At 36.3% G+C, this 20,216-nt stretch carries 22 protein-coding genes and 2 pseudogenes; 22 read left to right on the forward strand and 2 right to left on the reverse strand.

Annotation, left to right across the window (positions count from 1 at the left end):
- Positions 1-163: 163 nt before the first annotated feature.
- From RGF10_RS11810 to RGF10_RS11865, 12 genes and pseudogenes are all read left to right on the forward strand, one after another.
- Positions 164-388: a hypothetical protein gene (locus RGF10_RS11810; RefSeq protein WP_318509229.1), complete on the forward strand. Its 225-nt coding sequence runs from the start codon at positions 164-166 to the stop codon at positions 386-388.
- A gap of 474 nt (positions 389-862) precedes the next feature.
- A complete protein-coding gene (locus tag RGF10_RS11815; protein ID WP_318509231.1) occupies positions 863-1,300 on the forward strand; it encodes a hypothetical protein in 438 nt (145 codons plus the stop codon).
- Positions 1,287-1,565: a molybdopterin cofactor-binding domain-containing protein gene (locus tag RGF10_RS11820; RefSeq protein ID WP_318509233.1), complete on the forward strand. Its 279-nt coding sequence runs from the start codon at positions 1,287-1,289 to the stop codon at positions 1,563-1,565. The genes RGF10_RS11815 and RGF10_RS11820 overlap by 14 nt, the downstream gene beginning before the upstream one ends.
- Positions 1,566-1,581: 16 nt before the next feature.
- Positions 1,582-3,018 carry a xanthine dehydrogenase family protein molybdopterin-binding subunit gene (locus RGF10_RS11825; RefSeq protein WP_318509235.1) on the forward strand — a complete coding sequence of 479 codons (1,437 nt, stop codon included), beginning with the start codon at positions 1,582-1,584 and terminating at the stop codon, positions 3,016-3,018.
- A 2-nt stretch (positions 3,019-3,020) separates the two neighbouring features.
- Positions 3,021-3,413, forward strand: coding sequence for a (2Fe-2S)-binding protein (locus RGF10_RS11830; RefSeq protein WP_318509237.1), 393 nt, complete (start codon positions 3,021-3,023; stop codon positions 3,411-3,413).
- A gap of 153 nt (positions 3,414-3,566) precedes the next feature.
- Positions 3,567-3,940, forward strand: a pseudogene (locus RGF10_RS11835) (FAD binding domain-containing protein); the annotation flags it as partial.
- Positions 3,914-4,345: an FAD binding domain-containing protein gene (locus tag RGF10_RS11840; protein WP_318509433.1), complete on the forward strand. Its 432-nt coding sequence runs from the start codon at positions 3,914-3,916 to the stop codon at positions 4,343-4,345. The pseudogene RGF10_RS11835 and the gene RGF10_RS11840, both read left to right, overlap by 27 nt.
- A gap of 366 nt (positions 4,346-4,711) precedes the next feature.
- Entirely contained in the window at positions 4,712-5,506 is a 795-nt protein-coding gene (locus RGF10_RS11845; protein ID WP_318509239.1) for an XdhC family protein, read from the forward strand.
- A 250-nt stretch (positions 5,507-5,756) separates the two neighbouring features.
- A complete protein-coding gene (locus RGF10_RS11850) occupies positions 5,757-6,491 on the forward strand; it encodes a PD-(D/E)XK nuclease family protein (RefSeq protein ID WP_318509240.1) in 735 nt (244 codons plus the stop codon).
- Positions 6,481-7,125, forward strand: coding sequence for a hypothetical protein (locus RGF10_RS11855; protein ID WP_318509242.1), 645 nt, complete (start codon positions 6,481-6,483; stop codon positions 7,123-7,125). Before RGF10_RS11850 ends, RGF10_RS11855 begins: the two co-directional genes overlap by 11 nt.
- Positions 7,126-7,914: 789 nt before the next feature.
- Positions 7,915-8,935, forward strand: a pseudogene (locus RGF10_RS11860) (macro domain-containing protein).
- A 75-nt stretch (positions 8,936-9,010) separates the two neighbouring features.
- Positions 9,011-9,655, forward strand: coding sequence for a vWA domain-containing protein (locus tag RGF10_RS11865; protein ID WP_318509244.1), 645 nt, complete (start codon positions 9,011-9,013; stop codon positions 9,653-9,655).
- A gap of 101 nt (positions 9,656-9,756) precedes the next feature.
- On the opposite strand, the gene RGF10_RS11870 is transcribed toward RGF10_RS11865, so the two are convergent.
- On the reverse strand, positions 9,757-10,824 hold the full coding sequence (locus RGF10_RS11870) for a type I restriction endonuclease (protein WP_318509246.1): 1,068 nt from the start codon (positions 10,822-10,824) through the stop codon (positions 9,757-9,759).
- Positions 10,825-11,088: 264 nt separating this feature from the next.
- Here RGF10_RS11870 and RGF10_RS11875 point away from each other — a divergent pair, with 264 nt between their 5' ends.
- The 8 genes from RGF10_RS11875 (at position 11,089) to glnA (ending at position 17,894) form a co-directional block, all read left to right on the forward strand.
- Positions 11,089-12,222: a glycosyl hydrolase family 18 protein gene (locus tag RGF10_RS11875; protein ID WP_318509248.1), complete on the forward strand. Its 1,134-nt coding sequence runs from the start codon at positions 11,089-11,091 to the stop codon at positions 12,220-12,222.
- Positions 12,164-12,892, forward strand: coding sequence for a glycoside hydrolase family 18 protein (locus RGF10_RS11880; RefSeq protein WP_318509250.1), 729 nt, complete (start codon positions 12,164-12,166; stop codon positions 12,890-12,892). The genes RGF10_RS11875 and RGF10_RS11880 overlap by 59 nt, the downstream gene beginning before the upstream one ends.
- A 180-nt stretch (positions 12,893-13,072) precedes the next feature.
- The gene (locus tag RGF10_RS11885) at positions 13,073-13,504 is read left to right on the forward strand and encodes an RrF2 family transcriptional regulator (protein ID WP_318509252.1); all 432 of its coding nucleotides are present in this window, start codon (positions 13,073-13,075) and stop codon (positions 13,502-13,504) included.
- Positions 13,505-13,597: 93 nt separating this feature from the next.
- Positions 13,598-14,260, forward strand: coding sequence for a phosphatase PAP2 family protein (locus RGF10_RS11890; RefSeq protein ID WP_318509253.1), 663 nt, complete (start codon positions 13,598-13,600; stop codon positions 14,258-14,260).
- Positions 14,261-14,281: 21 nt separating this feature from the next.
- A complete protein-coding gene (locus RGF10_RS11895) occupies positions 14,282-14,908 on the forward strand; it encodes a class I SAM-dependent methyltransferase (RefSeq protein WP_318509255.1) in 627 nt (208 codons plus the stop codon).
- Between the two features lie 56 nt (positions 14,909-14,964).
- A complete protein-coding gene (locus RGF10_RS11900; RefSeq protein WP_318509257.1) occupies positions 14,965-15,624 on the forward strand; it encodes a DUF429 domain-containing protein in 660 nt (219 codons plus the stop codon).
- A 396-nt stretch (positions 15,625-16,020) separates the two neighbouring features.
- Complete coding sequence (locus RGF10_RS11905) at positions 16,021-16,149, forward strand: hypothetical protein (protein WP_318502336.1); 129 nt, start codon at positions 16,021-16,023, stop codon at positions 16,147-16,149.
- A gap of 392 nt (positions 16,150-16,541) precedes the next feature.
- The gene (gene glnA, locus RGF10_RS11910; protein ID WP_318502338.1) at positions 16,542-17,894 is read left to right on the forward strand and encodes a type I glutamate--ammonia ligase; all 1,353 of its coding nucleotides are present in this window, start codon (positions 16,542-16,544) and stop codon (positions 17,892-17,894) included.
- Between the two features lie 97 nt (positions 17,895-17,991).
- On the opposite strand, the gene RGF10_RS11915 is transcribed toward glnA, so the two are convergent.
- Positions 17,992-18,507 (reverse strand): HXXEE domain-containing protein, encoded by a 516-nt coding sequence (locus RGF10_RS11915; protein WP_318502339.1) that lies wholly within the window; start codon positions 18,505-18,507, stop codon positions 17,992-17,994.
- A 203-nt stretch (positions 18,508-18,710) separates the two neighbouring features.
- Between RGF10_RS11915 and RGF10_RS11920 the strand changes: the two genes are divergently transcribed.
- Both RGF10_RS11920 and RGF10_RS11925 read left to right on the forward strand, forming a co-directional pair.
- Positions 18,711-19,574: a DUF6544 family protein gene (locus RGF10_RS11920; protein WP_318502341.1), complete on the forward strand. Its 864-nt coding sequence runs from the start codon at positions 18,711-18,713 to the stop codon at positions 19,572-19,574.
- A gap of 27 nt (positions 19,575-19,601) precedes the next feature.
- Positions 19,602-20,003 carry a hypothetical protein gene (locus RGF10_RS11925; RefSeq protein ID WP_318502342.1) on the forward strand — a complete coding sequence of 134 codons (402 nt, stop codon included), beginning with the start codon at positions 19,602-19,604 and terminating at the stop codon, positions 20,001-20,003.
- The last annotated feature ends 213 nt before the right edge of the window (positions 20,004-20,216 follow it).

Below are 20,216 nucleotides of genomic sequence, written 5' to 3' on the forward strand. Positions count from 1 at the left end.
TCTAAAAATTTCCCCAATAGTCGTGTTCAGGAAGCAACCGAAGTCCGAAAATCCCACACGCAGAATTAACGAAAAATTAACAAAAATATAGTTATTAAAGTAAATAAAAATGTAAAATATTAGTAGAAGTATAATTTGTAAAGATCTTAACAGAGGTGGTTTGATGAAATTAAAGAGTTTCATAGTTGCATTTGGGTCGTTTGTATTGACATCTACTTTATTTTATTTAGTTGGTTATTTATTTACTATACCTTGGTTAATGTTTCAATTTGAGTATACACACAATCCAAATGGGTTCTTTGTTTCAACAGGTTCATTGATTCCGATAATAATCGGTTTAGTGGTCAGTTTTATTGCCGAAAAGTATTATTTATACAAGTACGGATAAAGACTTGGTTAGGATCAATTATGATTTGTATTTGCATGGGTTAAATCAATAGTATACCCCAGTGAACGGACATCAGATCCGTTATTCTCACAAAAAGTGTTGTTTTCATAGGTTAAAAGGACAACAGGTACGTTATTGAATAATTTACTAGCAGTATTGAATGTTTTTTATACAAATAAGGCGTCATATGTCCTCATAAACCTAGAAAGAAGTTAATTTTATTAAAATAAGGCCCTATATGTCCGATCAAAAATCGTGCTCATTCCAATCTGGACTGGGCTTTTTTTCATTTCTCAAAAGATTAAAAAACCTAGTCGGAAAATCTTACATAAATAGATAAAGAATCACGAAATAAAAATATAATGATTAAACAACGTAATTAAACTTAAAAATTAATCATAAAATAGCATTCTCATTTATAAAATCGAAGGAAGAGGCTTGTATTAAAAAAATGAGTCGAAGGGTGTTGTTGTAATGACTCGGAAAGACATAAGCACCTCCGTGCCAAAAAAAGACCATAAAGGAAAAGTATCAGGGCAGCTGCCTTATATAAGTGACGTTAAATTACCAAATATGGTTTATGGTGTTTTATTCCGATCACCAATAGCGTATGGAAAAATCAAATCCATTCACTTGCCAAACCTTCCTGAAGGGTATGATGTGGTTGGAGCAGAGCATATCCCTGGACCAAATTATGTAAAAATTATACAACCAGATCAGCCTATTTTTGCCAATGAGTTCGTTAATTATATAGGTGAGCCAATCTTAATGCTGGTCGGACAAGAATTAGAAGTCCTGTACCGCCTTTTAGATGAAGTGAAAGTTGAATTCGAAGAACACGAAGCTGTTTATACACTTGACGAAGCGATCATGCAAAAATCAGCCCCCAGGGATTACGATGGCAACCTATGAATTTGGCGAAAGCATGGATGTTATTTCAGCGATCGAGCAGGGAGCGCACCAAGTGATCCATGAAGAGTATGAAACAGGTTATCAGGAGCATGTATATTTAGAGCCACAGGGAATGCTTGGGATTTATAAAGCTGATGAAATCGAAGTCCAAGGCTCAATGCAGTGTCTTTATTATATAAAAAACGCATTAATAAGTGCATTGGCCTGCGGTGATGACGAGGTAAGAGTCGTTCAAAGCCCAACCAGGCGGTGGTTTTGGCGGTAAAGAAGATTATCCTTCGATGATGGCTTGTCACGTAGCGGTAGCTGCAAAAGCACTAAAAAAATCAGTAATGCTTGTATTTGATCGATCAGAAGATATGGTTGTCACAACAAAAAGACATCCGGCAAAAATCAACTATAAAACATCGGTAGATAAAGAAGGAAATATTCAAAGCATGCAGGTTGAAATCTTCCTTGATGGCGGAGCGAATTTAGGCTTAAGCTCTGTCGTTCTGCAACGAGCCTTAATCAATAGTGCCGGTGTGTATAACATTCCGCATTTTCATGCAAAAGGGTATGTCTTAAAAACAAACACCGTTCCAAACGGTGCGTTTAGAGGCTTTGGTGCACCGCAAAGCTTCGCCGGAATTGAAAGCCATATCGGACATCTTAGTAAACTGGCAAAAATCGATCCACTCCAATATAAACGTAAATACCTTGTCAAACAAGGAGACCCCACCATCACAAAAGGTCAATTCCGCGATCCAATCTTAATGGAACAAATGATTGATGACTTACTGAATAAAACCAATTACCAAATAAAAAAGGAAGAGTTTCATCGCTTTAATCAACAAAATCACCGATATAAAAAAGGAATAGGGACCTCTCTTTTCCTGCATGGATGCGGATTTACAGGCAGTGGTGAACGGGATCATATTAAAGCAACAGTAAAGCTGGCTAAAACAAAGGATGACAGAGTATCCCTAATGATATCCAACTCTGATATGGGACAAGGTATTTTAACGACATTAAGTAAAATTGTGGCTCAAGAATTAGACCTTCCATATGAAGACATTATGTATCCTTATCCTGATACAAAAGTAGTTCCTGATTCTGGTCCGACAGTTGCTTCCAGGACTACTATGATTGTTGGAAAATTACTGGAACGGGCCGCTAAACAGCTTAAGTCTCAGTGGCAATCAGGGGTAGAACAGGAAGTCGTTGAGCACTATGTTCACCGCGAAATGATTCCATGGAACGAAAAGACTTTTACTGGAGATGCCTATCCTGCTTATTCTTGGGGCGTAAATTTCGTCGAAGTTGAAGTGGATAGTTTGACAGGTAATGTGAAATTAGAGAAGGTTTACGGAAATTATGAAGTTGGCAAAGTGATAGACGAACGGATTATGAAGGGTCAAATTGACGGTGGATTGGCTCAAGGCCTTGCATACGGTTATTTGGAAAAAATGACAACCAAAGAAGGCAAAATACAACAAAAGAGTATATCGGATTACGGGCCACCTACCTCAATGGATGTTGTCACGATTGAAAGCAAGGTTTTTGATAATCCTTATGCTGATGGGCCATATGGGGCAAAGGGTGCAGGTGAATTAACCCTAATTGGTGGTGCGCTGGCAATCCAATCGGCGATTGAAGATGCACTGCAAACATCATTTACGCAAATCCCGATTACACCTGGAAGTCATTATAGAAAGTCTAGCGATGAGAGAAGGTGAACATGTTGATTAAATTTACTCTTAATGGTCAATCGGTAGAAACTGACGCTCCTGCAACAGGAAGATTACTAGATTTATTAAGGGAAGAGCTTGGGTTAATTGGAACAAAGGAAGGGTGCGGAGAAGGGGAATGCGGCGCCTGCAGTGTTTTTGTTAATAATCTTCTGCAAAACAGCTGTTTAATTCCAATCGGCTCGATTGCTGGTGCGGATATTCAAACGATTGAAGGTCTAAGTGAAACCGAGCAATTTAAGCTTTTAGATGAGAGTTATTCGATTGCTGGTGGAGTGCAATGCGGATATTGCATCCCGGGAATGATCATGGCAAGTGCGGCACTTCTGTCAAAAAATCCTCATCCATCCGAAGCTGAAATTCGTGATGGCATTTCCAGGTAACCTGTGTCGGTGTACAGGCTACAATATGATTGTAGATGCGATTTCCTTAGCTGCTAAAAAGGGTGATGGCTTATGGTAGAGACAGTCCTCTCGTATCGGTACGATCATTTAAACCAAACCATCGACAGGTTAAATAAGGAAAACTGTGCCATCATGGCAGGTGGAACCGATATGATGGTTCTTCACAAAAGTCGGCGAGGAGTGCCACCTAATATCAATAAACCCATTATTTTTATTGACCATTTGACCGAATTAAAGCACGTAAATTCTGTAAATAACGACCTTCATATCGGGGCCTGCTGTACCTATAGTGAATTACTCCAACATCCGTCGATTCCCTTGCCCTTAAAGCACTCGATTAAAAACATTGCAGCACCTGCGATTCGAAACAGAGGGACATTAGGCGGGAATATCTGCAACGCCTCCCGGCAGGTGATACGCTGCCATTATTATATGTATACAATGCAAAACTACTGTTGCGCTCTGTCAATGGTGATCGCATGGTAGAGATTCGCGATTTTATTCAAGGTCCACGACGGGTTCAACGAAATCAAAATGAACTATTAGTTGAAATCATTTTACCGTCAGTGTTAAATCAGGACTCCCATGTTGTATTCGAGAAAGTAGGCAACCGAAACGCTGATGCGATTGCGAAAGTTTCGTTTGCCGGTTTAATAAGAATAAGCGAGAATCAAATCGTCGACGTCCGTTTTGCCTTTGGAGCTGTCGGTCCCACCATTGTTCGTTCCTACGACATTGAAAAGAAGGTACTTGGTAAAACCCTCCCATTAGCTAAGAAAGAAATTACTGCTATTATCGCAGATTTTGCACAAATCCTTAATCCAATTGATGACCAACGTTCTACCTCAGTATACAGAAAAAGGGTTGCGCTCAATCTGTTGCGGTACTTCCTCGAATCGTATTGTTATTAAAATCCTCTATTGACAAAAACGAAGCAGGGAGAAAGTCAAAGTGGTGAATAAGTTGCTTCTATTGACCAAAACGAAGAGGAGAGAAAGTCAAAGTGGTCAATAAGGAGCTTCTATTGACCAAAACGAAGGGGAGAGGACGTTCAAAGTGGTCAATAAAGAGCTTCTATTGACCAAAACGAAGGGGAGAGAACGCTCAAAGTGGTCAATAAAGAGCTTCTATTGACCAAAACGAAGGGGAGAGAACGCTCAAAGTGGTCAATAAAGAATTTCAATTGACCAAAACAAAGTAGTTAAAAGACTTCTCTGAATTTCAATGCCGCATCGAAATTCAGAGAAGACTAAGAATAAACAGGTGGTGAATACCAAATGTTGCTTATGGAAAAAGTTGCCATACTGACACGTCAAAATAAAACCTTTGCTTTGGCCATGATTATCGAATCAAAGGGCTCGACACCTAGACATGTTGGAAAAATGATTGTTTACCGTGACGGCTCAATTGAAGGGACTGTCGGCGGGGGCTTAGCGGAACATTATGTGATTGAAGAAAGTGTGAAGGCGATTCAAAAAGGACAATCGACAATTGTTGAATACAAATTGAATAAACATGCGAAAGACGGCATTCAAATGAATTGTGGCGGTACGTTACGTGTCTTTATCGAAGTCTATACATGCAGGCCAGAACTCGTCCTGGTTGGGGCAGGACATGTGGGCTATGCAATGGCAAAGCTCGCCGATCTTCTTCAATATCCATATTACATTGTTGATGATCGAGTTGATTATTGCACGAAGGAACGATTTCCGAATGCCACTAACCTTTTTGTTCATGAAAATATCGAAACAGCCTTACTTCAAGCAAACCTTAATGAAAATTCCTATGTACCGATTTTTACGAAAGACTGTGATGAATTGGCATTAAAAACGGCTTTAAAATTTCCATGTGCCTATATCGGGATGGTCGCTAGTAAACGAAAGGTTATAAATATATTCGAAAAGCTAAAAAGCGAAGGTGTTACTCTAGAACAACTGGATCGGGTCTATTCACCTATTGGACTAGAAATCGGCTCAGAAACATCAGAGGAAATCGCGATCAGTATAATTGGCGAGATTATAAAAGTAAGCAGAACCATTAAGCCTATTAAAGTAAAACAATTAAATCGATAAAAGAAGTAAGAATCTTTTATATAGAAGGCTCTTATTTTGTTTTGAAATTATTTGATATCATGTAAGAATCAGTTAAACAAAATTTGATAATTATTCCATCTGTATAATAAAAAAAGCTTAATAACCTTCACCTTTTTGGGTGAAGGTCCTTTAGGTGGAATAATGTACAATTAGTCTATGTTTATAGAGGTATAATGAATCTATAAAACTATCACTGTTAAATACGAAGTGTAATTTGGAGGAATAAATATTGAAATCATTAAAACGAATGCTTTATGAATTAACGATGGATAAAGAGTTTGTTGCCTTAAAATTTCTCATTGATCGCCCAAATGTATTCCATGTTGCAGGTGCTACCCATTTAGAAACCTGGCACTCACGGTTTTTAACCTGGCTATTGGATCCAACGGAAAGACATATGCTCGGCTATTATCCGTTTCAGCGCTTTTTAATGGCTGTTGCCGAATCCGCCGATGAGAATTTAGATGCTATAACAGATTTAGCGATGCTTAATGTAAAGCAATTCAGAGATCCAGAAGTGATTGCCGAAAAGGATATTAATAAGCTAGATGTGCAGGAGGCAGAAACGCTGGAGGAAACAGAAAAAAATGACAATCGAGGAAGGCTTGATTGCTTTTTTAAGGTAAGCATTGTTGATCAACAAGATCCTAGTAAAGAAAAAAAGCTTATCCTTGCTGTTGAACAAAAGGTCTACGCAAGAGTAGATATCAACCAATGCAATAAATACTTAAAAAAGTTTGAAGAAAAATTCAAGGACGAAACATTTTTACTTGTTGGCCTAGTTCCGAAAAGCCAAATGAAAGAGTCAAATGAAGCGACCTTCGGGAGCTCAAAATGGTTTGGAATTGATTATCAGCAATTAGTTGACATTGTTCTCATGCCATGTTTAGAAAATTCCGGATTTAAATACATATGCCAAACCGATCATTCAGCAATATTTAGACGCGTTACGAATGCCATATAAAAATAAGCGTGAAAAATTAGCTACAATTGAAGAAGAGCGCGTATTAGTTCGATCACTTTTCGATCGATTTGAAGATGTTTTTAAATCGATAACGAAAATTTCAAATGAAGAAGAAAGTGAAGAACGGAGCTATGTTAGCGCTATTGTAACTGAAACTTATGGCGATGTTTTTAGAACCATAAAATGGATCCTTGATGAGGAAAATGATGTTGATGAGATATGGAATTTTTCAGCTCCATTCACCAGAAACATATATAAAAGATGGGACGAATTGCATATCATCATTTCCTACAAAGGGGAAGAAACCGTTATTAATGGGAAGTCTGTCCCGGAACTTTGGAAAAGAACTTTAGTGTGGATTGAAGAACATAATTTACCTCTTCACCAGCTTGTAGAAGAAGGTTTTGTTTTAGGTGAGAAGGATCACGGTAACCGCTTTGCGATTGCCTTAACGCCAAATCATAAAAACAGAAAAAAATTCGCATCGGTTCATACTTACGATTCAATCCTTACTGGACAGACCTACTACCTTGAAACAAAAATAAACCCACATAGTGGGATGAAAACCATTGCAAAACTATTAAGAAAATTAGGTGTAACAGTCGAAACACCTTTGTTAAATGACCTGCAGTAGAAGTGGATTCTACTGCTTGGATTCATTTGGCTGTTGCTTTTTTCTTCGTCTATAGCCGAAATAATATACGCAAACCCATTCATGATAAGGTAGATTGCGTTCGTTTGTGCTCGTTCATTTTGACCCAAATATATGTTTAAGATTATGGCAAGGGAAAAGAAAATGACAAAAGATAAGGCGATTTTATTTAAGATTTTCATCGATAGCGCCTCCCTTACTGTTAGATACATAATATAAGCATATTAAATATTATTCACACTTATTCATATAAAAATACTGTAACACTGGAAATTAAAAACAAGGTTGATGGTTTCTATCCCCCAACCCCAACATTCACTCCGGAAGATATCTTCGTCGCTGTAGAGCGAATGACATGGAACGAATAAAATTCTCTTATAAAGGTCCATGAACCTTCGATGTGTCAAGGACAAGGGTAAATGTTAATAAATTTTTATATGAATTATGGTGTTAAGGAATATTGGATCGTGAATCCAATGTTGAATGCCGTCGCTGTGTACACATTAAATGAAGAAGAGTGTATGAACAGCATGATATGAAATCAGAACATGGAAAAATTAAAACCAAATTCCTTGAAGGTTTTATTATCGACTTAGAACAAATTTTTTAATCAGCTTTTAAGAGGTAGGTGCCAGGCAAGTCAGTTAACTGGATGATGCCGGGCACCTTTTTTAGAGAGCATTGTAAAATAACTTTGAGTTAAAAAACAAGCCTAAAATGGTAATATGTTAAGTATATAAATGAATCCGAGGAGTCGGGAGGAATCCAATCATGCCACTAGAAATCGTTCGCAATGATATTACAAAAATGAAGGTTGATGCGATTGTAAATGCGACAAATCCTGCATTGAAAATGGGCGGGGGAGTTTGTGGGGCCATCTTTCAATCTGCAGGTGCTAAAGAGCTGCAAACTGCTTGTGATGAAATTGGTGGGTGCCCATTTGGACAAGCGGTAATCACAGACGGTTTTCAGGTTACCCGCAAAATATGTCATACATACTCCTGGTCCAATATGGCAGGGCGGTTCCAATAATGAAGAAGAACTTTTAAAGCAATCCTACGAAAATTCGTTACAACTGGCGCATAAACAAAAATGTGAGTCGATTGCGTTTCCTTTAATCTCTACTGGTATTTATGGTTATCCAAAAGAAGATGCACTACAAATTGCGATTTCTGCAATCGGTACATTTTTATTGAACCATGACATGCTTGTGTACTTAGTTGTATTTGATAAAAAAGCGTTTGGTTTAAGCAAGAAACTATTTAAGTCGATTTATCAATACATTGATGAGCACTATGTAGAGGAAGCCGAAATTGTATTCCAACGGGTAAGAAATATAGAGCTGTATACGTTGGACTCAATCCAAGAAGCAGAAATTTCTGAACAGGATCTTTATAAAAAAGAGGAGTATATACCTAAGCAAAGAAATTTAGCGGATCTTGTAAATCAGCTCGACGAATCCTTTTCCCAGCGGCTGCTTCGTTTCATTGATGAAAAAGGAATGACTGACGCCGAGACCTATCATCGGGCAAATATTGACCGACGTTTGTTCTCTAAAATTCGTAATGGTGCCGATTATACTCCAAAGAAGAAAACCGCGATTGCCTTTGCGGTTGCATTAAAATTAAATTTGGATGAAACAATCGATTTATTGGCTGCAGCTGGTTATACATTGTCTCGAAGCAGCAAATTTGATGTTATCATTGAATACTTTATCCATGAAGGCAATTACAACATCCATGAATTGAATGAAGCGCTTTTTGCATTTGACCAACCGTTATTAGGTGCTTAAATGTCGCTTCGAAAGCGACCATAACGATTCTCTACTTTGTTATCCTTAGTTTATAAAGAACGGAGGATGATAAAGATGAAAAACAATCTAACTGAATTAGTATTTATTTTGGATAAGAGTGGTTCAATGGCCGGGCTTGAAGCCGATACAATTGGTGGTTACAATTCCATGCTGAAAAAGCAGCAAAATGCGGAAGGAGAAGCAATTGTTACTACCGTGTTATTCGATCATGACTACGAATTATTGCACGATCGAATTAATGTAAGAGGCATCTCTCCGATTACCGAAGAAGATTATCAGGTTGGTGGCACAACTGCTTTGCTTGATGCAATTGGAATGACCATCCAGAAAATAGTCAATGTCCAAAAAAGAACGAGTGAATCGGAACGTGCGGATAAGGTACTATTCGTGATTACAACAGACGGAATGGAAAATGCTAGCCGAGAATATTCTGCTGCCAAGATTAAAAAAATGGTTCAGCATCAAAAAGAAAAATACGGTTGGGAATTTATATTTCTAGGTGCAAACATTGACGCTATATCAACGGCAGAGCAATTTGGAATTAACGAGGACTTCGCTGTAAATTACCACGCAGACAATATTGGAACAGTATTAAATTATGAAGCGGTAAGTGAAGCAGTTATAAAGCTACGAAGCGGAAAGAAAATTGACCAGGAGCTGGAAGGAAAATATCGAAGAGGATTTTCATCGGAGATCTAAGAATTAGTTTAGATCAATACTAATAGAATTGTAAAACATAACAGTACAAGACACCTGATTTTTATGATTATCAGGTGTCTTTTTTATCTAACAATTGAATCCTATATAAACTTTTTAACAACCTCTATTAGTTTATCTTTATACAAACTAATATCAGAAATTTTATCGATATTAACATATGACCTGTCTTCATCATTAAATTGGATATACTTTTGGGCTTGGTTAAAACCAAGTCGACAAACCCATTTTCGTATACTGTTATCTAGAAGAATATTAAAGTAGCTCAAGTTATCACGATAAAATATACGATCTTCATCCACAATATCTTTTAGGAGCAGCTTAGTAATGGCATAACCTTCAATTTCTTCCTCCGAGGTTTTAATTTTTACTTCATTTTTATCTTCGTTCTCCGTTACTGAAGTTAATGTTGTTTCTTCCTGATTTTCTTCAGAATTAGTATTTTTCAATGCAGCGTTTAGTTTGTCGTTAACCAATTCGTTAATAAATTGTTTAAAGGCTTTCTTAATGATTGGTTCAAATTTCTCAATGGTATTTTTTGTTTTAACACCTGTATAAATTTGTCCTAACATAAATTTTATAAACTCTTCTGTAGGTGTCTCCCACTGATCGTTTAGAAAACTTTTAAGTTTACTTAGATATTTTAATTCTGAAGCTGTATTAAATATCTTATCAATTTCAAAACTACTTTTTTTGAATTTTGCTAATTCATGAATGGCGCTATCCTTTAGTTCAAGGATATTAAATTCAAAGAAGGGAGAGGTATCCATTTTATTTTGTTCTTCAAGATCGGTATAAAATCTGTATAAAATACCATTCGTAAGGATTGCAAATTTAGCAGAAGTTGTCCCAAAATATCTAAAAAGTTGAGAATCATGTTTTTGGAGTTTTTCATTTATCGACTTTGCTTCAATTAATATAACTGGCATTCCATCGATTATTATAGCGTAATCAACCTTTTCACCTTTCTTAATACCAACATCTGCAACAAATTCAGGTGTGAATTCTTCAGGATTAAAAATATCATAACCAAGTGTTTGAAAAAAAGGCATAATAACAGAAGTTTTTGTGGCTTCTTCGGTAGTTATTGAAGTCTGTAATTTCTCAACTCGTTTAGATAAAGTCTTAATTTGCTCTACAAAATTATCCATTGACAATCCTCCATAATTTTTTTTGGAAATATATTAGAAGAATATGTAAGCGGTTAAATCAACTTAATATTATCATATTTATTCAATAATTATGGATAAATTCAAAATATCCCCAATTTGTTAACAAATAATGTTATTTACAATCTTATATAAATAATCTGCTATGATTACTGCTACAATTTCCCAGTATCTCCCTATCAATCCTTCTATTAAAATAGTATTACAACTATATTTCTATTTTAATAGAAAAGGCAGGGATTAGAAATGAAAGCGCATAATCGCCATTTTCCATTAAAGCTTTTATTTTTCATGATTACGTTAATCTTGATGGGTAGTCTTATTAATTTTAATGTGGTTGAAGCAGCAAAACCCGATCGAATTGCACCAACAGCACCTACTAATTTACATGCAACAGGAATAAGTGATACAAAAATATCATTAGCTTGGAATAGCTCAACGGATAATACAGGTGTGAAAGCTTATGATATATACCAGAATAATAATCTAATAGGAAATACAACTTCTACTCAATTTACTGTACAAAATTTAAGTTCTAATACAGCTTATAGCTTCTATGTAAGAGCACGAGATCTGAGTGGCAATGTATCTGCACTCAGTAATACCATTAAAGTTACAACTGCAGCATCAATAATAGACGCATCACCGCAAGTGGGTTCAATCCAGATTTCCCCTATTGCAAGTGACGGTCAAACTATCAGTGGAACAGTCACGTTATCAGTGACTGCAAGCGATGATAAAGGCATCAGCAAAGTGGAGTTTTACAGCAATAATGGAGGATATTTAATTAAAACGGTGACCACTGCACCCTATAGTGTGAATTGGGCTACAGATCCTTGGGTGCCTGATGGGGAACAGACCTTAAAAGCAATTGTTTATGATACATCAAACCAAATTTCCCAGACCTCAAAAACAGTTATCGTAAAAAATTTAGTAACTCCTATTCCAAACACGTTAAAAAAGGTCGGATATTATACTGGATGGTCTACTTATTCTAATTATCAGGTAGCCAATATCGATGCAAGTAAACTAACGCATTTAAACTATGCATTTGCGAATATTTCGGCAGATGGGAAAATTGCCTTAGGAGATTCATGGGCTGATGTTGAGAAGCCTTTCCCAGGCGACACAGCTGATCAGCCTTATAAGGGGAATTTCTATCAATTAACTAAATTAAAGCAGCAGTATCCACAATTAAAAACATTAATTTCTGTAGGCGGCTGGACATGGTCAGAACGATTTTCAGATGTAGCGTTAACGGAGGAATCGAGAACTGTTTTTGCCGATAGTCTCTTACAATTCATATTAAAATATAACTTTAATGGAGTCGATTTGGATTGGGAATATCCTGTTTCCAGGTGGCGAATCAGACAATATTAACCGACCAGAGGATAAGCAGAATTTTACATTGTTATTAAAGAAAATACGGGAAACCTTTGCTGCCCAAAGTGCAAGGGATGGAAAGGAATATTTACTAACTATAGCTGGTGGAGCTGGAAGTAGCTTTGCTACTAATACTCAATTGAGTTTGGTTCAACAGTATGTTGATTACATCCAATTAATGTCTTATGATATTCATGGATCCTGGGATCTTATAACTGGATTGAATGCTCCACTATACAGGGACCTAAATTCGGGGTTTGCCTTTGAATGGAGTGTTGAGGATGCCGTTAACCTTTATCTAAATAACGGGGTTCCGGCAAATAAGCTCATCATGGGTGTTCCGTTCTATGGCAGAGTTTACAATCAGGTCAATCCATTAAATAATGGCTTATACCAGTCTTTTATAGGTGGAGGATCGGCAATGAGCTATTCCGATCTTGAGGCAAACTATGTAAATAAAAATGGTTTTATCCGATATTGGGAAACTGATTCAAAAGTACCATGGCTGTTTAACGGGTCACAATTTATTAGTTATGACGATGTTGAGTCGATCGGGTATAAAACAGCTTTTATTAAGTCGAAGGGCTTAGGCGGCGCTATGATGTGGGAGCTGAGCCAAGATCCCAATAAAGTATTATTATCTAAGATATACAATGACCTACAATAATACAATAGGTTCTGAGGATTCCTTTACGGAGTCCTCTTTTTTCATGAAATCATTTTAACAGTTAAATAATAATCATGTACTTCGAAGTATAGACGCCTTCATTGTAATTGACAGCAAGGAAAGTAATCTCTATATTATAGACATCTAATATCTATAATATGGTTAAATGGAGGCAATGTTTTGAAATATTCAAAAGCAACGAATTATGCATTGCATACAATTGTGTACATGATTCAGCATGCACAATATGGGAAATTAAGTGTACAAAAGCTTGCGGATCACTTTAATGTATCTACAACCTACCTTTCAAAGATTTTGACTCAGTTAGTGAAGGCTGGTTTGATTGAGTCAACCTCAGGTGTAAAAGGCGGATATGTTCTAAGTAAAAACATAGAAGATATTTCTTTTTTAGATGTCATAAATGCAATTGAAGGAAATGGCGCCTTTTTTAAGTGCGAATTTCAAGAAAGTAGTTGTTTGATTAATAAAGTGATGGAAGAAGCAGAAGACCTAATGGGAAATTATTTGGCAGAAAAAAAGCTATATGAAATTGCTAATCTGGATAACCGTGAATGTCACGGGGAGGATAAGCATGGAATAATACCAATGTAAATCTAATGAACTGGAACCTTATAACTAAGAGCATAACGATACAGTAAGGATCTAAGGTTTATTTATTGAAAAAAATGTGAGGTAAGACAAATTATGAATTTAAAGGTACATCTGTTATGGGCTTTTATCATTAGTGTAGTTTCACTAATTGGTTTCAGCATGATGGCTTTAACAATTAGTTCCCATCATATTGCGCTATTTGATAAAGCTGTAATATCCTTCGTTCAAGGATTTGAGAATCCAACTCTAACATCTATAATGAAAATTTTCACGTATATCGGAAATACAAAATCCGTTATCGTAGTTTCTTTACTCGTTCTATTCTTTTTATTTTTGACACTTAAAAACCATTCTGAATTTGTTCTATTCACGATTTTCATTATAGCAACCCCGATTCTCAATGGGATTTTAAAAAACTTTTTTCATCGGGCACGTCCAGATTTACATCGTTTAATTGAAATTGGAGGCTACAGTTTTCCTAGCGGTCATGCGATGAATGCGATGGCAGCCTATGGGATGATTGCGTTTTTATTGTGGCGACATCTTCGTTCAGCATTAGGGCGAACCGTTCTCATCCTGATTTGCAGTGTATTCATACTGATGATTGGTATTAGTCGGATTTATTTAGGTGTTCACTATCCTAGTGATATTATCGCAGGTTATTTTGCAAGTGGGTTTTGGCTTTCTACTGTGATTTGGTTTTTCCAGAGATACAGAGAAAAGCTGTTTGAAGCAAGAATCATCCCCAAAAAATAAAACATAAAGGGTCGAGATATAATGGAATTTTGGGAATCAAGTTTTATCGAAAAACAAACGATGTGGGGATATGAACCTTCAGACTCCGCGATTTTGACAAAGGATTTTTTTCTTGAAAGAAATGTTAAGGACATCCTGATACCTGGTATTGGATATGGCAGAAATGCAAAGGTTTTTATCGAAAATGGAATAGATGTAACAGGTATTGAGATATCAAAAACGGCGATTGATTTAGCGAGGAAAAACGGTCTTGATATTCCTATTTTTCATGGTTCTGTAACGGACATGCCTTTTGATAACAAACTCTATGACGGTATCTTTAGCTATGCACTTATTCATTTATTGAATCGTCGTGAGAGAGATCAGTTTATAAAGGATTGCTTTAATCAGTTAAAGCCGAATGGCTATATGATTTTTACAACTGTTTCAAAAAAAGCCCCGATGTTTGGAAAGGGCAAACAATTGGATAAAGACTATTTCGAGATAATTGAAGGCGTCAAAATGTTTTTCTATGATACTGACTCCATAAAACATGATTTTGAAAAATATGGACTGATAGAGATTTCAGAAATTGACGAGCCAAATAAGAACATGAAAAATAAACCTTCCATAAATTTTCACTTTGTAAAATGTAAGAAAGAGCGTTAGACAAAACCCAATAATGCTTATTTGTTCTAGTACAAAAAGAGAAGGGACCACATTTCATGAAAATCATTGGAATTGATTTATCAGGACCCGCAAACCACAAAGATACTGTTATGACGATTTTTCAAATGGAGGAAAATGAACTTATTTTTGAGAAGGCTCTAACAAATGCGAGTGATGAAATGTTGCTTGAAGCCATTATGTCAGCAGCATCTCTTGATAAAGTGGTAATTGGGATTGATGCCCCGCTATCCTATCAAGATGGCGGAGGGGATCGGCCACAGGATAAGAGCATACGAAAAGTTCTTAAGGAGTATGGTCTTTCTGGCAGCTCGATTATGCCGCCAACCTTAACTAAAATGGTCTATTTAACACTACGAGGAGTCGTTTTAACAAGGACCATAATGTCAACAAAACTTGCGGATAAAATAAAAATAGTAGAAGTACATCCTGGTGCAGCCATTGGAACTCGAATTGATAAAGAACGTTTTGAGCATGCTCGAGAATATAAAAAAGATCTGGAATCGTGCAGAGTGATTCTCGAATGGTATAACGAAATAGGATTAAAGGGAATCCCAACTGAATTTTCCGATACAACACATCAAATTGATGCATGTGCAGCAGCCCTGGCTGCGTGGTATCTGGTTGATCCGACTAAACAGCCAGTGTGGCATTGGGAAAAAATTACCCATAACCATCCTTTTGAGTTTTGTTGTTAACAAACGTGGGGGAAGATCAATTGAATCAAGGTTAGGTTTTTTGAGCGGACATATAAGACCTTATTTTGAAAAAATGCCCTAATTATTAGACCTATGCGGACGCATGGTTCCTTATTTAAATAAAAACCACAGAATCTGGCCAATAGATTTCCAAATAGAGAACTGGATGTCCGGTTAGACTATTAAAATCAACACTTTTTGTGTAAATAAGGGATCTGATGTCCACCACAAAATAATTGCAATCAAAATGCAGAGGTACCCACTAACGTGGCACCTCTGCATTTTTGATTTTTGCGAAGAAAATTGAACGTATTACCTTCTATTAATTCACTGTTTATTGTCAAAAAAATGATTGTAAGCGCATACATTATTAGTAAGACAATGGAGGTGATTGATTTGTTTTTCCAAATGAGCTCTGAGTACATCCAGTATTTAAACGATCCTAACCGAAATGGGCTAAATTATGATCAATGGAAGGAACGGAAATTACGGCAGCAAAAATCTGAAACTAGCAAGAATAAGTAGAGTAGAAAATAACGGAGTCCAATATCGAAAGAAAACCACAATCACATAAATCTATGTCTATTATTATTCAACTACACGGCATTCTACCAAAAGAATGTTGTTTTTATTTTGTCGACATACGTCGTATCGACCAGAAATAAACCAGCAGTTTTTTTAAGTTTAGCAGATAAACATTCATTAATTATTATATTTAATGCATATTTATTAATGTTTAGACGACGTTTGATGAGATTAAAGGTCGATTTTGTATGAAATCGTTTTCAAAAAGATTGGTATAAATATTCAAAAAAATAATAAAAAAACTGTTGTCAAATCGTGTAGATTTAAATATAATCTAAATATCGAGATTTTGATGTAATAAAACACTACGCGAATATGAGAGGTAATGTAACATGACTTTATCAAATACAACAGCGAATTCAACTTTAGATCAAATTAAAGAAACAATTAAAGAAAAAAATGTTGAACTATTACACTTGCAATTTGTTGATATTGAAGGGATTTTAAAGCATGTAACGGTAACATCCCTACAATTAGAAGATGTAGTAGAAGGTAAAATGATGTTTGATGGATCTTCTATTAAAGGTTTTTCTCCAATTAACAAATCCGACCTTTATTTACAACCAGATTTATCAACATTTGCTGTTCTCCCTTGGACAGAAGAGCCAGGCTATTCTGAAGCACGTTTCTTATGCTCTGTAACAAACCCGGACGGAACGCTTTTTGAAGGAGATACAAGAAACGTTTTAAAGAAAACTGTCGATCGCGTAGCTGATCAAGGTTACAGCATCTCAGTTGGACCTGAATTGGAATTCTTCCTTTTCAAAAATGATGACAATGGTTATGCTACACAAGAATTAGGCGATAAAGCAGGCTATTTTGAGCCACAACCACATGATCTTGGCGAACGCGTTCGTTTAGAAATCTATCGTGCTTTAAAAGCAATGGGCTTCACAATCGAAGCATCTCACCACGAGGTAGCTGAAGGACAACACGAAATTAACTTTAAATATGCTGATGCACTAACTGCAGCAGACTTATCAACTACGTACAAATGGGTTGTTAAAACAGTTGCGAAGAAATTCGGATACCATGCTACATTTATGCCAAAACCAGTATTTGGTATCAATGGATCTGGTATGCACGTGAATATGTCATTCTTTAAAGGAAACGAAAATGCATTCTTCGATCCTTCTGATGAGTTACAATTATCAAAACAAGCGTACCACTTTATTGCAGGTGTACTTGAAAACGTTAAGAGCTTTGTGGCTGTAACAAATCCACTAGTAAACTCTTATAAGCGTTTAGTTCCTGGTTATGAAGCACCAGTTTATCTTGCATGGTCTGCTTCAAACCGTTCAGCGCTTATTCGTATCCCAGCTAAACGAGGCCTAGCTACTCGCGTAGAATTACGTTGTCCAGACCCATCATCTAACCCATATTTAACTTTTGCAGTAATCGCTTCTGCAGGTTTAGATGGAATTTTGAAAGAACTTGAAGCTCCAGCTCCAGTTAACGAAGACATCTTCCATATGACTGAAGAAGAAAGAGCGTTTAAAGGAATCGAAAACCTTCCTGGAAGCTTAGAAGAGGCTGTTAAAGAATTAGAAGCAGGAGAAATTGGTTCTAAAACTCTTGGAGAGCATGTTTATACTGAGTATGTAGCGATGAAAAAAGCAGAATGGGATAGCTATCGCATTGCCATTTCTTCTTGGGAAATCGAAAACTATCACTCTAAATTCTAATAATATAAAGGGCTTAGCCCATGAAAGGCTGTCGACATTGTCGGCAGCCTTTTTGATCTCTAAAAATAAAGTGATATTATAATAGTGACCTTTCATTTTAAAATATGAACTTTGCAATAAAGAGGGCAAAAAAGGCAAGCGGTGCTTGTAAAACAAAACCTATTAATAGGTAAATATAAAGCTTTTTCATTGTTAATACTCTTTCGGCAATCAGAAACTTGGCAGTAATAAAAGAATAAGGAAATAAAATTAAGATAGATGTAATGATTCCTGGTACATAGGCTCGGAAGAAAATAAATTGCAAAAGGTGACCAATGCCGTTTGCCAATAGTATTCCTGGTACTAAAAATGAAAGATAAGTAGTTGGCTTCATCCCGATGAATTGTTTATTTTTTAAGGCTTTAAAACAACCGATTGAACCTATAATCCATAAAAGTGTAAAAGCAATTGAAAACTCTATTGTCGTTACACGAAAAGGGATAATATTGGAATGAACGTTAAGGAATTTCTCTACAGTTAGAATCTCCTCCATATCATGGATTAAATATAGGGGTGGAAAAAGTTTTAATAGCATCGTAAATTTTGAAAAATATATTTTTTTACTATTATTCACAAATTCCCCCCCCTTTTAAATTATCTATTCGATGACATTATAGAAACTCCTCTTTGGTTCCTTTTTTTCTATTAACTCACCCGAACGTTTTTTATAAATCATCAAATTTATTGATTATAATGAAATCATAACAAGAATTTAAAATTAGTAGATTAATTGTTGTGTTTTTTTCTAATATAATAAACGATTTTGGAGGAACACTTATGCCTAACTGGTTATTTATCTCATTGCTTGTCATTATTGTACTTATTTTTGTCGTGGTTTTTGCTTCAACAGTAGCCAATAATCTTTTCGAGCAAAACGCCAAAAAGGAAGTAAGTAGGTTATTAAGCAATATTCCAGAACAGAAAAACGATTACTTACAGGAAGAAGATTTGACAGGATTGCCTGACCCTGTTCAAAGATGGCTTGAAAGCACGAATATAATCGGGAAAAAGAAAATCATCTCAGTCCGTTTGAAGCAAACAGGTCGCATGAGGACGACGATTGATGGACGTTGGATGGAGGCTAGCGCTGAGCAATACTTCAGGATAGACGAACCCGAGTTTGTTTGGAAAGCAAAAGTGAAGATGGCTCCGCTTTTCTCTTTAGCTGGGTTGGATAGGTATTCAAATGGTAAAGGCAAGATGAGTATAAAATTGCTTTCCTTATTTCCTGTCGTAGATGCTGAGGGGCCGGAAATAGATCAAGGCACATTGTTGCGGTATCTCGGCGAAATGCCATGGTTTCCGTCTGCAGCGTTAAGTCCATACATAAAATGGGATTCAATTGATGTCAATAATGCAAAAGCGACGATGAGCTATAAGGGGGTAAGCGCATCGGGAGTTTTTACGTTTAATGCGAATGGCGATTTAGTACAGTTTTTTGCAAAAAGGTACAGAGAGGTAAAGGGAAAATATGAATTAATGGATTGGGGTGGGGTCACGAAAGAGGTTAAAGAAGTAAATGGGATTAGAATTCCGACCAAGAGCGACATCATTTGGAAAGAAGAAACTGGAGATTTTAAATGGTTTGAGTGTGAAATTGCAGCTATTGAATATAACAAACCAGAAGATGTATTAGCCTAGGAATTTGATGCTCAGGAGGGAATCCATATGAGATGGGTTGTCACGATTGTTATGATTTTTCATGGATTGATTCATATAATGGGTGGAGTTAATGAACTTGGTCTTTCAAAAATAGAGGAGCTTTCCGTCGGAACATTGATTGTACTTCCAAACTTATTACAACGGATGCTGGGAATAGTTTGGTTTGCTGCTGTTGCTTTGTTTCTCGTTTCTGCTATCGGTTTGATCATGAAACGCAACTGGTGGAAAAAGATCGCCATCAGTGCGGTCATTGTGTCACAACTACTAATTATCCTTTGGTGGCCAAGCGCTAAATTTGGAAGCATCGCCAATGTCATTATCTTAATTGGTTTGATAAATATAAAAGGAACGAGTGATTTTGGAGTAAATACTGGAATAAAAAATATCGAAACTCTTTATGAAAAATGATCTAATCTCTTAAACTGTTATTAATAAAATTCAATCATCGTAAATACAAGCTAAGTAATGCAAGTAATCATTCGTTGAAACTCCAATTAGAATAAGAATAAAGGGGGGGGGCAGTGGGACGCCTTAAGCTTGTCATAATATTAATATTTGTGCATATATTTAAAACATGTAAACTTACCTAATTATTGATTAACACTTTGACAAGATTGTAGA

It is taken from the genome of Bacillus sp. T3 (genome assembly GCF_033449965.1).
Classification (GTDB): domain Bacteria; phylum Bacillota; class Bacilli; order Bacillales; family Cytobacillaceae; genus Bacillus_BU.

Excerpts from the sequence above, each read along its gene's own strand:
- RGF10_RS11810 (WP_318509229.1), top strand. The coding sequence starts at position 164 with ATGAAATTAAAGAGTTTCATAGTTGCATTTGGGTCGTTTGTATTGACA.
- RGF10_RS11815 (WP_318509231.1), top strand. The coding sequence starts at position 863 with ATGACTCGGAAAGACATAAGCACCTCCGTGCCAAAAAAAGACCATAAA.
- RGF10_RS11820 (WP_318509233.1), top strand. The coding sequence starts at position 1,287 with ATGGCAACCTATGAATTTGGCGAAAGCATGGATGTTATTTCAGCGATC.
- RGF10_RS11825 (WP_318509235.1), top strand. The coding sequence starts at position 1,582 with ATGATGGCTTGTCACGTAGCGGTAGCTGCAAAAGCACTAAAAAAATCA.
- RGF10_RS11830 (WP_318509237.1), top strand. The coding sequence starts at position 3,021 with ATGTTGATTAAATTTACTCTTAATGGTCAATCGGTAGAAACTGACGCT.
- RGF10_RS11840 (WP_318509433.1), top strand. The coding sequence starts at position 3,914 with ATGGTAGAGATTCGCGATTTTATTCAAGGTCCACGACGGGTTCAACGA.
- RGF10_RS11845 (WP_318509239.1), top strand. The coding sequence starts at position 4,712 with ATGTTGCTTATGGAAAAAGTTGCCATACTGACACGTCAAAATAAAACC.
- RGF10_RS11855 (WP_318509242.1), top strand. The coding sequence starts at position 6,481 with ATGCCATATAAAAATAAGCGTGAAAAATTAGCTACAATTGAAGAAGAG.
- RGF10_RS11865 (WP_318509244.1), top strand. The coding sequence starts at position 9,011 with ATGAAAAACAATCTAACTGAATTAGTATTTATTTTGGATAAGAGTGGT.
- RGF10_RS11870 (WP_318509246.1), bottom strand. The coding sequence starts at position 10,824 with ATGGATAATTTTGTAGAGCAAATTAAGACTTTATCTAAACGAGTTGAG.
- RGF10_RS11875 (WP_318509248.1), top strand. The coding sequence starts at position 11,089 with ATGAAAGCGCATAATCGCCATTTTCCATTAAAGCTTTTATTTTTCATG.
- RGF10_RS11880 (WP_318509250.1), top strand. The coding sequence starts at position 12,164 with ATGGAGTCGATTTGGATTGGGAATATCCTGTTTCCAGGTGGCGAATCA.
- RGF10_RS11890 (WP_318509253.1), top strand. The coding sequence starts at position 13,598 with ATGAATTTAAAGGTACATCTGTTATGGGCTTTTATCATTAGTGTAGTT.
- RGF10_RS11895 (WP_318509255.1), top strand. The coding sequence starts at position 14,282 with ATGGAATTTTGGGAATCAAGTTTTATCGAAAAACAAACGATGTGGGGA.
- RGF10_RS11900 (WP_318509257.1), top strand. The coding sequence starts at position 14,965 with ATGAAAATCATTGGAATTGATTTATCAGGACCCGCAAACCACAAAGAT.
- glnA (WP_318502338.1), top strand. The coding sequence starts at position 16,542 with ATGACTTTATCAAATACAACAGCGAATTCAACTTTAGATCAAATTAAA.
- RGF10_RS11920 (WP_318502341.1), top strand. The coding sequence starts at position 18,711 with ATGCCTAACTGGTTATTTATCTCATTGCTTGTCATTATTGTACTTATT.
- RGF10_RS11925 (WP_318502342.1), top strand. The coding sequence starts at position 19,602 with ATGAGATGGGTTGTCACGATTGTTATGATTTTTCATGGATTGATTCAT.